The 13546-nt window shown below is 57.6% G+C and carries 13 protein-coding genes; 11 read left to right on the forward strand and 2 right to left on the reverse strand.

From position 1 onward, the window contains the following. Positions 1-27: 27 nt before the first annotated feature. The gene (locus D5066_RS00350) at positions 28-1560 is read left to right on the forward strand and encodes a YdgA family protein (protein WP_119914714.1); all 1533 of its coding nucleotides are present in this window, start codon (positions 28-30) and stop codon (positions 1558-1560) included. A 125-nt stretch (positions 1561-1685) separates the two neighbouring features. Here the strand turns inward: D5066_RS00350 and D5066_RS00355 are convergent, their stop codons facing one another. Next, on the reverse strand, positions 1686-2714 hold the full coding sequence (locus tag D5066_RS00355; protein WP_119914715.1) for a Mal regulon transcriptional regulator MalI: 1029 nt from the start codon (positions 2712-2714) through the stop codon (positions 1686-1688). Between the two features lie 177 nt (positions 2715-2891). On the opposite strand from D5066_RS00355, the gene malX reads away from it, so the two are divergent. The 3 genes from malX (at position 2892) to add (ending at position 6803) form a co-directional block, all read left to right on the forward strand. Beyond that, positions 2892-4484, forward strand: a complete 1593-nt coding sequence (gene malX / locus D5066_RS00360; protein ID WP_119914716.1) for a maltose/glucose-specific PTS transporter subunit IIBC — start codon at positions 2892-2894, stop codon at positions 4482-4484. 48 nt (positions 4485-4532) lie between these two features. Next, positions 4533-5705 (forward strand): MalY/PatB family protein, encoded by a 1173-nt coding sequence (locus D5066_RS00365; RefSeq protein ID WP_119914717.1) that lies wholly within the window; start codon positions 4533-4535, stop codon positions 5703-5705. Positions 5706-5801: 96 nt separating this feature from the next. Beyond that, on the forward strand, positions 5802-6803 hold the full coding sequence (gene add / locus D5066_RS00370) for an adenosine deaminase (RefSeq protein WP_119914718.1): 1002 nt from the start codon (positions 5802-5804) through the stop codon (positions 6801-6803). 44 nt (positions 6804-6847) lie between these two features. On the opposite strand, the gene D5066_RS00375 is transcribed toward add, so the two are convergent. Next, positions 6848-7888 carry an oxidoreductase gene (locus tag D5066_RS00375; RefSeq protein WP_119914719.1) on the reverse strand — a complete coding sequence of 347 codons (1041 nt, stop codon included), beginning with the start codon at positions 7886-7888 and terminating at the stop codon, positions 6848-6850. A gap of 242 nt (positions 7889-8130) precedes the next feature. On the opposite strand from D5066_RS00375, the gene blr reads away from it, so the two are divergent. The 7 genes from blr to rsxD all read left to right on the forward strand — a co-directional run bounded on the left by blr (position 8131) and on the right by rsxD (position 13538). Next, the gene (gene blr, locus D5066_RS00380) at positions 8131-8256 is read left to right on the forward strand and encodes a division septum protein Blr (protein WP_170289847.1); all 126 of its coding nucleotides are present in this window, start codon (positions 8131-8133) and stop codon (positions 8254-8256) included. Positions 8257-8492: 236 nt separating this feature from the next. Next, positions 8493-8708, forward strand: a complete 216-nt coding sequence (gene ydgT / locus D5066_RS00385) for a transcription modulator YdgT (protein WP_013096896.1) — start codon at positions 8493-8495, stop codon at positions 8706-8708. An 86-nt stretch (positions 8709-8794) separates the two neighbouring features. After that, positions 8795-9235, forward strand: a complete 441-nt coding sequence (locus D5066_RS00390; protein WP_080327304.1) for a DUF2569 domain-containing protein — start codon at positions 8795-8797, stop codon at positions 9233-9235. A 76-nt stretch (positions 9236-9311) separates the two neighbouring features. After that, on the forward strand, positions 9312-9893 hold the full coding sequence (gene rsxA / locus D5066_RS00395) for an electron transport complex subunit RsxA (protein WP_014883581.1): 582 nt from the start codon (positions 9312-9314) through the stop codon (positions 9891-9893). Then, positions 9893-10471 (forward strand): electron transport complex subunit RsxB, encoded by a 579-nt coding sequence (gene rsxB / locus D5066_RS00400; protein ID WP_080327305.1) that lies wholly within the window; start codon positions 9893-9895, stop codon positions 10469-10471. The genes rsxA and rsxB overlap by 1 nt, the downstream gene beginning before the upstream one ends. Next, positions 10464-12485, forward strand: a complete 2022-nt coding sequence (gene rsxC, locus D5066_RS00405) for an electron transport complex subunit RsxC (RefSeq protein ID WP_119914720.1) — start codon at positions 10464-10466, stop codon at positions 12483-12485. Before rsxB ends, rsxC begins: the two co-directional genes overlap by 8 nt. Continuing rightward, positions 12486-13538 (forward strand): electron transport complex subunit RsxD, encoded by a 1053-nt coding sequence (rsxD, locus tag D5066_RS00410; RefSeq protein WP_119914721.1) that lies wholly within the window; start codon positions 12486-12488, stop codon positions 13536-13538. The last annotated feature ends 8 nt before the right edge of the window (positions 13539-13546 follow it).

Below are 13546 nucleotides of genomic sequence, written 5' to 3' on the forward strand. Positions count from 1 at the left end.
CCTGGTTTCATTTTAGGGATAGTCGCAATGAAAAAATCGGTCGTAGCGGTTGGAGTGATTGTAGCGTTAGGCGTGGTCTGGACGGGTGCTTCCTGGTTTACCGGGAAACAGCTGGAAGGCCGTCTGGCAGAGATGGTGGCGCAGGCAAACGGCGAAATTAAGCGCAGCGCGCCGGAGGCGGGTCTGGAGCTGAGCTACCAGAACTATCACCGCGGTGTGTTTACCAGCCGTATGCAGCTGGTAGTGAAGCCGGTTGCCGGTGCAGAAAACGGCTGGCTGAAGCCGGGACAGAGCGTGGTGCTGGACGAGGTGGTGAGCCACGGTCCGCTGCCGCTGGCGCAGTTAAAGTCCTTTAACCTGATCCCATCGATGGCGTCCGTTCATACCGTGCTGGTGAATAATGACGTCACCAAACCGCTGTTTGACCTGGCGAAGAATGAATCGCCTTTCGACATTAATACCCGCATTAGCTATGCCGGTGACACGAGTTCGGATATTGCTCTGAAAGCGCTGAACTACGAGAAAGAAAACGAAAAAGTTGCCTTTAGCGGCGGTCATTTCAACGTCGAGGCGGATCGGGACGGCAACGTCTTCTCCCTGACCGGTGAAGCGGAAAGCGGCCTGATCAACGCCGTGAACGAATACAACCAAAAAGTTCAGCTTACCTTTAACAACCTGAAAGCCGACGGCAACAGCCGTATGACCGACTTTAAAGAGCGCATCGGCGATCAGAAGCTCTCCGTTGATAAAATTGCTGTCGCGATCGAAGGCAAAGAGATGGCCGTGCTGGAAGGCATGGATGTCAACGGTAAATCCGACGTATCCAAAGACGGTAAGAGCATCAATACCCAGCTGGATTACACCCTGAAGAGCCTGAAAGTAAAGAATCAGGATCTGGGCACCGGCAAGCTGTCGCTGAAGATCGGCAATATCGACGGCCAGGCATGGCACGAATTTAGCCAGAAATACAGCAAAGAGAGCCAGGCGCTGCTGACCGATGCCGCGCTGCAGCAGAACCCGGAAGTGTACCAACAGCAGGCGATGGCGGTACTGTTCAACAACCTGCCAATCCTGCTAAAAGGCGAGCCGGTGATAACCGTTGCGCCGCTGAGCTGGAAAAACAGCAAAGGCGAAACCAACTTTAACCTGTCTCTGTTCCTGAAAGATCCGGCCGCCGCCACGGGTGAACCGCAGACGCTGGCGCAGGAAGTGGATCGCAGCGTGAAGTCGCTCGACAGCAAGCTGACCATCCCGATGGATATGGCGACCGAGTTTATGACCCAGATTGCGAAGCTGGAAGGCTACGGCGATGAAGATGCCGGCAAACTGGCGAGCCAGCAGGTGAAAGGTCTGGCGGCGATGGGTCAGATGTTCCGCATCACCAAAGTGGAAGACAACACTATTTCCACCAGCCTGCAATATACCAACGGCCAGGTAACGCTGAACGGCGACAAAATGCCGCTGGAAGATTTCGTCGGCATGTTTGGTATGCCGACGCTGGGGATGCCGGAACCGGCTGAACCGGCAGCGCCAGCCGTACCGGCGGCACCGCAGCAGTAAACGTCAAAACCCCTCGCATGAGGGGTTTTTTATTGCCGGGTGGCGCTGACGCTTACCCGGCCTACGATCCCGAGCCGTTCCAGGCCCGTGCAAGCGCAGCGCCGCCGGGCGATGTGCAGTGGAGATCATTTCACCGCCACCAGCCGAGCCGCCACAATCTGGTGCCCGGCCTGGACATCCGTATTGTCGATGCGCTGCATAATTCTGTCTGCCAGCGTGTAGCCCATCTCCCGCGCAGGGGTGGTAGCCCAGACGATGGGGAGATCGTCCAGCGCGTTTTCGCCCACGTCGGCGAAGGCCCCTAACGCCACCTGATGGCCGAAAAAGGTTTCCACCCCGCCCTCGCCGCTCTGACGCCCGGCGCGGATCAGGCCAAACCAGGCCCCCATGGCAATCACATCGTTGTAGCAAATCACGGCGCTGATCGTCGGATTGCTTCGTAGCAGCGCGCCAATCGCTTCCGCCGCTTTCTTCTGGCTGGATTCACACTCAATGACCCATTCGCTGTGGAACGGCAGACCGTATTTAATCAGCGTCGCGCAGTAGCCGCCTACCCGCTCGGCGCGCGTCAGGGACGAGCTTTTCCCGCCCAGCCAGGCGATGCGCTGATGCCCACGACGAATAAGATGTTCGGTCAACATTTGCGCGGCCTGCATGTTATCCGGGCACAGCGTGTCCGCCTCGTCCAGGTAGCTGGCGCGCGAGGCAAATACCAGCGGCACGCCCTTTTCGGCGGCACGCTCGCACAGTTCGCTGCCCACGCCCGACGCTCCGGCGACGATCACCCCGTCCACGCCCTGGGTCAGCAGCATATCGAGACGGGAGAGAAGCTGCCCGGCCTCGCGCCCGCCGTGCAGCAGAAAGACCATCCGCCCCTGCGCTTCCAGAGCCTCGGTTAACCCGGCGGTCAGCTCCGCATAGAAAGGTGACGTCAGGTCGCGGACAATCAGGCCAATCACCCCGCTTTGCCCGCCGCGCAGTGCCGACGCCTGGCGGTTACGCACAAAGCCCAGCTGTTCAACCGCTTCATTCACCCGCTGACCGGTTGCGGGCGAGATACGCCCTTTCCCGCTCAGCACCAGAGAAACGGTGCTGACGGAAACGCCCGCCGCCAGCGCGACATCGTTGATAGTGATTTTTTTCGCTACAGCCATGTGTCGGCGTGACTCCCTGAAATGAGATCGGTAAAACGTTTTATCAATACGTTATCTTTATACTACCAGTAAAAGCCTGAGAATGTGATTCAGCGCGCACTAAACTTTGATAAAACGTTTTATCTTCTCGCAGCATTGAAGCAGACAAACTGATTTTAACAATAAAGGAGTCGTTTTATGACGGCGAAAGCAGCACAAAAAATATCGCTGTGGGAGTTTTTCCAGCAACTGGGTAAAACCTTTATGCTGCCCGTGGCGCTCCTCTCGTTCTGCGGGATCATGCTCGGGATCGGCAGCTCGCTGAGCAGTAAAGACATCATCACGCTGATCCCGTTCCTCGGTACTCCCGTGCTGCAGGCGATCTTTATCTGGATGAGTAAAGTCGGCTCCTTCGCGTTTAGCTTCCTGCCCGTGATGTTCTGCATCGCCATCCCGCTGGGCCTGGCGCGCGAAAATAAAGGCGTCGCGGCGTTTGCCGGGTTTGTGGGTTACGCCGTGATGAACCTGGCGGTTAACTTCTGGCTGACTGCGAAAGGCATTCTGCCGACGACCGACGCTGCCGTGCTGAAAGCCAACAACATTCAGAGCGTGATTGGCATCCAGTCTATTGATACCGGGATCCTCGGGGCGGTGATCGCCGGGGTTATTATCTGGATGCTGCACGAGCGCTTCCACAACATCCGCCTGCCGGATGCTCTGGCCTTCTTCGGCGGTACCCGCTTCGTGCCGATTGTCACCCTGGTGGTGATGGGCCTGTTTGGTCTGATCATTCCACTGATCTGGCCGGTCTTTGCGATGGGCATCAACGGCATTGGCCGCATCATCAACGGCGCGGGCGATTTTGGTCCGATGATCTTCGGCACCGGCGAGCGTCTGCTGCTGCCGTTCGGCCTGCAGCATATCCTGGTGGCCCTGATTCGCTTCACCGAAGCGGGCGGTACCATGGAGGTATGCGGTCACGACGTGAGCGGTGCGCTGACCATCTTCCAGGCGCAGCTGAGCTGCCCGACGACCCACGGCTTCTCCGAAAGCGCCACCCGCTTCCTGTCCCAAGGTAAAATGCCGGCCTTCCTCGGCGGTCTGCCGGGTGCCGCGCTGGCGATGTACCACTGCGCCCGCCCGGAAAACCGTCATAAAATTAAAGGCCTGCTGATCTCCGGCGTGATTGCCTGCGTCGTGGGCGGCACCACCGAGCCAATCGAATTCCTGTTCCTGTTTGTTGCGCCGGTGCTGTATCTCATCCACGCGCTGCTGACCGGTCTGGGCTTTACCGTAATGGCGGTGCTGGGCGTCACCATCGGCAACACCGACGGCAACGTGATTGACTTCGTGGTGTTCGGGATCCTGCACGGCTTGTCCACCAAGTGGTATCTGGTGCCGGTCGTGGCGGCTATCTGGTTTGCGGTGTACTACGGCATCTTCCGCTTCGCCATCACTCGCTTTAACCTGAAAACACCGGGCCGTGATACCGATACCGCCACCAGCGTTGAGCAGGCGGTGGCCGGGACCGTGGGCAAATCCGGTTACAACACCCCGGCCATTCTGGCTGCGCTGGGCGGTGCGGATAACATTACCTCGCTGGATAACTGCATTACCCGCCTGCGTCTGTCGGTAGCGGATATGTCAAAAGTGGATACCAACGCCCTGAAAGCCAACCGGGCCATCGGCGTGGTACAGTTAAACCAGCACAATTTGCAGGTGGTTATCGGCCCGCAGGTGCAGTCGGTGAAGGATGAGCTGGCCACCCTGATGCGAACAGTGGAAGCCTGATGCCTCGCCCCCTCGCTCTGAGGGGGTTTTACTTTAAGGACGCACGTCATGTTTGATTTTTCTACCGTCGTGGATCGTCACGGCACCTGGTGTACGCAGTGGGACTATGTTGCCGACCGCTTTGGCGCGGCGGATCTGCTGCCTTTTACCATCTCAGATATGGATTTCGCCACTGCCCCCTGCATTACCGACGCGCTTCATCAGCGCATCAACCACGGCGTTTTAGGCTATAGCCGCTGGAAAAACGACGAGTTTCTTGCCGCCGTTGCGCACTGGTTCCAGCAACGCTTTAACAGCCGCATTGATAAAGAAACCATCGTTTATGGCCCTTCCGTCATCTATATGGTGTCAGAGCTGATTCGCCTCTGGTCGAAGCCCGGTGACGGCGTGGTGGTTCACACCCCAGCGTACGATGCGTTTTACAACGCCATTGGGGGTAATTCGCGTCATGTGGTGCCCGTTGCGATGGGAAAACAGGCTGCAGGCTGGCAAGGCAATATGGCGGCGCTTGAAGCGGCGCTGGCTAAACCGGAAAACAAAATTCTGCTGCTGTGCAGCCCGCAAAACCCGACCGGCAAGGTCTGGACGCGGGAGGAACTGACGCAGATGGCGGAGCTGTGTGAGCGCTATGACGTGGCGGTGATCAGCGATGAAATCCATATGGACATGGTATGGGGTGAACATCGTCACACGCCGTGGAACGCGGTGGCGCGTGGCAAATGGGCGCTTCTTACCTCCGGTTCGAAAAGTTTCAATATTCCTGCACTCACGGGCGCGTACGGCCTGATTGGCGACGAAGAGAGCCGCAAAGGTTATCTCAGCGCGTTAAAAGGCCGGGATGGGCTCTCTTCCCCTTCCCTGTTGGCGCTGACGGCGCATATCGCCGCCTATCAGCAGGGAGCGCCGTGGCTGGATGCCTTGCGGGGTTATCTGGAAGCGAATCTGTTGTATATCGCGCAGGAATTAAACAGTGCTTTTCCGAAACTGAACTGGCAGCCGCCGGAGGCAACCTATCTGGCCTGGATTGATCTGCGCCCGCTTAATATTGACGACAGGTCGCTGCAAAAAGTGTTAATTGAGCAGCAAAAAGTGGCGATCATGCCGGGATATACCTACGGAGATGAGGGTAATGGGTTCGTGCGTCTGAACGCTGGCTGCCCGCGTAGCAAGCTGGAACAAGGGGTGCAGCGCCTCATCGCCGGGATTAACGCGCTCCTGTAATCTGTTTGCGCAACGGAATATTCCCTTGCGCAAATAGCTTTTTACCCCGATTTGTTTTTATAATATGGCGCACTTTAACCAGAAAAGAGTGCGACCATGATTGATACACGCCTGCCTTTAACTGATATTCATCGTCACCTTGACGGTAACATTCGTGCCCAAACCATCCTCGATCTTGGCCGCCAGTTCAACTTAACGCTTCCCGCTCAGACGCTTGAATCGTTGATCCCACACGTACAGGTCACCTCCAATGAACCGGACCTGGTCAGCTTCCTGAGCAAGCTCGACTGGGGCGTGAAGATGCTGGCCTCGCTGGATGCCTGCCGCCGCGTGGCGTTTGAGAACATCGAAGATGCGGCCCGTAACGGCCTGCATTACGTCGAGCTGCGCTTCTCGCCGGGCTATATGGCGATGACCCACAGTCTGCCCGTTGCAGGCGTGGTGGAGGCCGTCATTGAAGGCGTCCGCGAAGGGTGTAAAACCTTCGACGTTCAGGCCCGCCTGATTGGCATTATGAGCCGCACGTTCGGCGAAGCCGCCTGCCTGCAGGAGCTGGAAGCGCTGCTGGCGCACCGCGATGCCATTACCGCCGTCGACCTCGCTGGCGATGAGCTGGGTTTCCCGGGCAGTCTGTTCCTCTCCCACTTCAACCGCGCGCGTGATGCCGGCTGGCATATCACCGTCCATGCGGGCGAAGCGGCGGGTCCGGAAAGCATCTGGCAGGCCATCCGTGAACTGGGCGCAGAGCGTATCGGCCACGGCGTGAAGGCGGTAGAAGATCGCGCCCTGATGGATTTCCTGGCGGAGCAGCGTATCGGCATTGAGTCGTGCCTGACGTCCAACATTCAGACCAGCACTGTGGCATCGCTGGCCCAGCACCCGCTGAAAACCTTCCTTGAACACGGCGTGCTGGCCTCGCTGAACACGGACGACCCGGCGGTTCAGGGCGTGGATATCATCCATGAGTATAACGTCGCCGCACCGCAGGCGGGCCTGAGTCGCGAGCAGATCCGCCAGGCGCAGATCAACGGGCTGGAGATAGCCTTCCTGACGCCTGAAGAGAAGCAGGCGCTGCGGGATAAGGTGGCAACCGCGTAAACCCTTTGCCGGGTGGCTTCTGCGCCTTACCCGGCATATAAAAATTATGCCAGACAGAGCGTGGCGCGATGTTTGGCAGATTCAATTCCCAGCTCGATCAGCTCCATTATCTGAATCGCCTGGCTCGCCGGAACCGGATTCTCCCCCGTTCCGTTCAGCGCATCACGAATGGCCGCGTAGTAGGCCGGATAGTTACCCGGGATCGTTAACAGGGTTTCCTCAACCAGCTCCTCACCTTCAACCCGCGACACGACGCCGTCTCGCATATCATAGCCCCAGTCCTCCTGCGGCAGACGTTCACCGTTTTTAAGACGGTCTTCCTGCGGATCGAGGCCAAACTTCACGTAGCTCCCGCGCGTGCCGTGAATAATATAGCGGGCAGACTCAGCGGCAGCGACCATCGTGCCGTGCAGCACAATCCGGCGCTGCGGGTAACTGAGCACCGCGTGGAAGTAATCGGTTGTCTGCGCCCCGGGCCTGAGCTGGGCCAGATCGACCGTCATGCTCACCGGCAGACCAAAAAGATTCACGGCCTGGTCCAGTAGATGCGGGGCTAAATCGTACCAGATACCACTGCCCGGACCGGCCTGCTCGCGCCAGCGGTTTCTCACCTGCGGACGGAAGCGGTCAAAGTGCGATTCAAAAAAAACGATCTCCCCTAGCGTGCCTTCACTGATTAGCGTTTTAACCGTCAGGAAGTCGCCGTCCCAGCGGCGGTTATGAAACACGGAAAGCAGTCTGCCGAGGCTTTTTGCCAGCGCGTCCAGTTCTCGCGCCTGTGACAACGTCACGGTGAAAGGTTTGTCGACAACGACGTGTTTACCCGCCTCCAGCGCGGCTTTAGCCAGCGGGAAGTGCGTGTCGTTCGGGGTGGGAATCACGATTAAATCAATATTCGGATCGTTGAAGAGATGTTTCGGCTCAGAGACAACCGGCACAACGGGCCAGTCAGCGTGGACTTTGGCGGCGTCGCTGCTGGATACCGCCGCCAGCGCCATGCCGGGCGTGCCGGAGATGAGCGGCGCATGAAACGTTTTGCTCGCATACCCGTACCCTATCAGCCCGACGCGGATGTTATCATTCATCGTATGGTCCTCTTTTATGCGTTTCTTATTTCATACTGGCCAGTCTGGCATTCCCCTCATTAATAATGAGCCATCGAGCTTAAAATAGCAGGCTGTAGCGGTTATTTTTGTTACATAGTATTAACCTTCTGATTTTGATTAAGGGAATCGTTCCCAAAGCGCTTGCCGTCGGAGAAACAGCGCTGTAACATTTGCGACCTGTATTTATGGATAAATTACAACAGCGAATCATGGCATCAATTATTAATCGAATCATCGAATTAGCGGGATGGATTGTTCTTGGGGTTTCGGTCATTTTGCTCGGCGTCGCCAGCCATATTGATAACTACCAGCCGCCGGAGCCTGCTACGGTCGCCCAACCTAAGTAACCGGTTACGGCCATAAAGAGTGACATAATGTGTCAGTTACGTATTGCCAGCCCTGGTGAACACGGTTAACCTTCTCTTCCAGGCATCGCCAGCTGATGCCTGATACTTTCAGCAAAGAAAACTCCTAATTTCGTTGCATTACCTGAGTGGGCTGTTTACGTCTTTATTAATCCGTTTATTATTCGACCGAATTACCGTAACTGGTATTACTCACTTTTATATGGAAACTTATTAATATGACAGTTCAGGACTATTTATTAAAATTTCGCAAGATCAATTCGCTTGAGAGCCTGGAAAAACTGTTTGACCATCTGAATTACACCCTGTCGGATAATCAGGACATTATCAATATGTATCGCGCCGCGGATCATCGCCGTGCGGAGCTGGTCTCCGGCGGACGCTTGTTCAACGTTGGGGAAGTGCCGAAGTCTGTCTGGCGTTACGTTTTATAAGAAAGTAGCCATCCGCGCGAAATGTTATATACTCTCCGCCCTGCAAACTGGCTGTAATACATTTCGCGCAGATAATGGGAGAGTTCATGACCGCAACGCCTGGAGAACGCATTGGAGGCTGGTTAATCGCCCCGCTGGCATGGCTGCTGGTTGCCTTGTTAAGCGCATCACTTGCGCTGCTGCTTTATACCACCGCATTAATTACCCCTCACGCTATCCAGACGCTGATGTCGCAAAGCGTGCCGAATATTGCGATGTGGTTTCTGTCGTTCGTTTTCGCGATCGGGATGTGGTACTACACCCTGTGGCTGACTATCGCTTTCTTCAAACGCCGCAAAAGTGTGCCTAAGCACTACATTATCTGGCTGCTCGTTTCCGTTCTGCTGGCGGTTAAAGCGTTTGCATTCTCGCCGGTGTCTGATGCGCTTGCCGTGCGCCAGCTGCTTTTCCCGTTACTGGCCGCAGCGCTGCTGGTGCCCTATTTCAAGCGCTCAACGCGGGTGAAAAACACCTTCGTGAACCCGTAATAACCTTACAGATAACCTGTTGTCGCCTGCCCCGGTTTGTCCGATAATAGGCGGCTTTTTTATTTCAGGCTAAATAATGACCGATTACTTACTGCTCTTTGTCGGCACTGTGCTGGTTAACAACTTCGTTCTGGTGAAGTTCCTTGGCCTGTGCCCGTTTATGGGCGTGTCCAAAAAGCTGGAAACGGCGATGGGCATGGGGCTGGCGACGACCTTCGTCATGACGATGGCGTCCATCTGCGCGTGGTTGATTGATACCTGGATCCTCATCCCGCTGGGGTTAATCTATCTCCGTACGCTGGCATTTATTCTGGTCATTGCGGTTGTGGTGCAATTTACGGAAATGGTGGTGCGTAAAACCAGCCCGGCGCTCTATCGTCTGCTGGGTATCTTCCTGCCGCTTATCACCACCAACTGCGCGGTACTCGGCGTGGCGCTGCTGAACATCAACCTTGGCCATAACTTTATGCAGTCGGCGCTGTACGGTTTTTCCGCCGCCGTCGGTTTCTCCTTTGTTATGGTCCTGTTCGCGTCGATTCGCGAACGCCTGGCGGCAGCGGATATCCCTGCGCCATTTCGCGGTAATGCGATTGCGCTGGTCACCGCGGGTTTAATGTCTCTGGCCTTTATGGGCTTTAGTGGTCTGGTGAAGTTGTAATGAATGCTATCTGGATTGCCATCGCCTCTATCAGCGTCCTGGGGTTGGCGTTTGGCCTTATCCTGGGTTACGCCTCCCGCCGTTTCGCGGTAGAGGACGATCCTGTTGTTGAAAAAATTGATGAGCTTTTGCCGCAAAGTCAGTGCGGACAGTGCGGCTACCCGGGCTGCCGCCCTTACGCTGAAGCGGTAGGCATCCAGGGTGAAAAAATTAACCGTTGCGCCCCCGGCGGCGAAGCGGTGATGCTGAAAATTGCCGCCCTGCTTAACGTTGATCCGCAGCCCATTGATGGCGATGCGGAAGTCCAGGAGCCGGTTCGCGCCCTCGCGGTGATCGACGAGGCAAACTGCATCGGCTGCACCAAATGTATTCAGGCCTGCCCGGTTGACGCCATTGTCGGCGCGACCCGCGCCATGCACACCGTTGTGGCGGATCTGTGCACCGGCTGCAACCTCTGCGTGGCCCCCTGCCCGACGCAATGTATTGAACTGCGCCCGGTTGAAACGACTACCGAAAGCTGGAAGTGGGATCTTCAAACTATTCCGGTTCGCAATATTCCTGTGGAACAACATGCTTAAGTTATTTTCTGCTTTCAGAAAAGAGAAGATTTGGGACTTTGACGGCGGTATCCATCCGCCAGAGATGAAAACCCAGTCCAACGGCACGCCGCTGCGTCAAATTCCGCTGGCGACGCGTTACGTCATGCCGCTCAAGCAGCATATTGGCGCTGAGGGCGAGCTGTGCGTGAAAGAAGGCGATACGGTGCTGCGTGGCCAGCCGCTGACCTTTGGACGCGGACGTATGCTGCCGGTGCACGCCCCGACCTCCGGAAAAGTGGTGGCGATTGCCCCTCATACGGTGGCGCATCCATCCGCGCTGTCGGAACTGAGCGTGATTATTGAAGCCGACGGCGAAGATCGCTGGATCGACCGTGACGGCTGGAGCGACTACCGCAGCCAGAGCCGCGACGCGCTTATCGAACGTATTCATCAGTTCGGCGTTGCCGGGCTGGGCGGCGCGGGCTTCCCGACCGGCGCCAAGCTGAGCGGTGGTGGCGATAAGATTCAGACGCTAATTATCAATGCCGCCGAGTGCGAGCCGTATATCACCGCTGACGATCGTCTGATGCAGGATTGCGCCGCCCAGGTGGTGGAAGGCATTCGCATCCTCGCGCACATCTTACAGCCGCGAGAAGTGCTGATTGGTATCGAAGACAATAAACCGCAGGCTATCTCGATGCTGCGCGCCGTGCTGGCCGGTAGCCATGATATCGCCCTGCGCGTTATTCCCACCAAGTACCCCTCTGGCGGCGCAAAACAGCTGACGCAAATCCTCACCGGAAAGCAAGTGCCACACGGCGGACGCTCGTCGGATATCGGCGTGCTGATGCAAAATGTCGGTACCGCTTACGCGGTGAAACGTGCAGTGATTGACGGCGAGCCGTTGACCGAGCGCGTGGTCACGTTGACCGGTGGGTCAGTTTCTCGTCCGGGTAACGTCTGGGCGCGCCTCGGCACACCGGTGCGCCATCTGCTGGAACAGGCTGAGTTTTGCCCGGCCAGCGATCAGATGGTGATCATGGGCGGCCCGCTGATGGGCTTTACCCTGCCGTGGCTCGATGTCCCGGTGGTGAAAATCACCAACTGTCTGCTCGCCCCTTCCCCAACCGAAATGGGGGAAGAACAGGAAGAGAAAGGCTGCATTCGCTGTAGCGCCTGTGCCGATGCCTGCCCGGCGGACCTGCTTCCGCAGCAACTGTACTGGTACAGCAAAGGCCAGCTGCACGACAAAGCCAAAGCCCATAATCTGGCCGACTGCATTGAATGCGGCGCCTGCGCCTGGGTTTGCCCAAGCAATATTCCGCTGGTGCAGTATTTCCGCCAGGAGAAGGCCGAGATTTATGCCATCTCCATGGAAGAAAAACGTGCAGCAGAAGCCAAAGCGCGCTTTGAAGCACGTCAGGCGCGACTGGAACGCGAAAAAATCGCCCGTCAGGAACGCCATAAACAGGCTGCGGTTCAGCCTGGCGAAAAAGATCAGGATGCGATTAACGCCGCACTGGCGCGCGTTCGTGAGAAGAAAGCGAATGCCGCCCAGACGGTGGTGATCCAGGCCGGTGATAAACCGGATAACAGCGAAGCGATTGCCGCCCGCGAAGCGCGTAAGGCTGCGGCTCGCGCCCGTCAGGCGGAAAAAGCGCCAGCGGCGCAGCCGGAAGCTGGAATCGATCCACGCAAAGCTGCCGTCGAAGCGGCCATTGCCCGTGCCAAAGCCCGCAAGGCCGGGGAGCAGCCAGTGGTGGTTGAACAGGAAACGGTTGACCCGCGTAAAGCCGCCGTTGAAGCGGCGATTGCCCGCGCCAAAGCGCGCAAAGCAGCTCAGCAAGCGCCAGCCGCAGAACCTGAAGCACCGGTTGACCCACGCAAAGCCGCCGTCGAAGCGGCGATTGCCCGCGCCAAAGCGCGCAAAGCAGCACAGCAGGAAGAGCAACCGCAGGCCGCAAACGATGACCCGCGCAAGGCCGCCGTCGCAGCCGCGATTGCGCGCGTTCAGGCGAAGAAAGCCGCACAGCAAGCCGTAAACGAGGATTAAATGGTTTTCAGAATCGCAAGTTCCCCTTACACCCATAACCAGCGCCAGACCTCGCGCATTATGATGCTGGTCTGCCTGGCCGCACTGCCGGGTATTGCCGTTCAGTGCTGGTTTTTCGGCTGGGGAACCCTGTTCCAGATTGTCCTGGGTTGCGCCAGCGCCGTCGCGGCGGAAGCCCTCGTGCTGAAGCTGCGCAAGATGGCGGTTTCCCGCATCCTGGCTGATAACTCCGCGCTGCTGACCGGCCTGTTGCTGGCCATCAGTATCCCGCCGTTTGCCCCGTGGTGGATGGTGCTTCTTGGCACCGTTTTTGCCGTAATTATTGCTAAACAACTGTATGGCGGGCTGGGTCATAATCCGTTTAACCCGGCCATGATCGGCTACGTGGTGCTGCTGATCTCCTTCCCGGTGCAGATGACCAGCTGGCTGCCACCCCACGAGATTGCAGCCACGGTTCCGGGCTTTATGGATGCCCTGCACGTTATCTTTACCGGCCATACGGCGCTCGGCGCGGATATGAACGCCCTGCGCATGGGCGTGGACGGTATCAGCCAGGCGACGCCGCTCGATACCTTTAAAACGTCCCTGCACGCCGGGCACAGCGTTGAGCAGATCATGAAATCCGCGATCTACAGCGGCATGCTGGCGGGTGCAGGCTGGCAGTGGGTCAACCTGGCGTACCTGCTGGGCGGCCTGTTCCTGCTGCAGCAGAAGGCCATTCGCTGGCATATTCCGGTCAGCTTCCTCGTGACGCTGGCGGTCTGCGCCTCGCTGGGCTGGATCTTCTCTCCTGAATCACTGGCCAGCCCACAGATGCACTTGCTCTCCGGCGCGACCATGTTAGGCGCATTCTTTATCCTGACGGATCCGGTGACGGCGTCCACCACCAACCGCGGCCGCCTGATCTTCGGCGCGCTGGCGGGGTTGCTGGTATGGCTCATTCGCAGCTTCGGTGGCTATCCGGACGGCGTGGCATTTGCCGTCCTGCTCGCCAACATTACCGTTCCGCTCATCGACTACTACACGCGCCCGCGCGTGTACGGCCATCGCTAAGGGTTTCG

The organism is Enterobacter chuandaensis (assembly GCF_003594915.1).
Taxonomy (GTDB): Bacteria; Pseudomonadota; Gammaproteobacteria; order Enterobacterales; family Enterobacteriaceae; genus Enterobacter; species Enterobacter chuandaensis.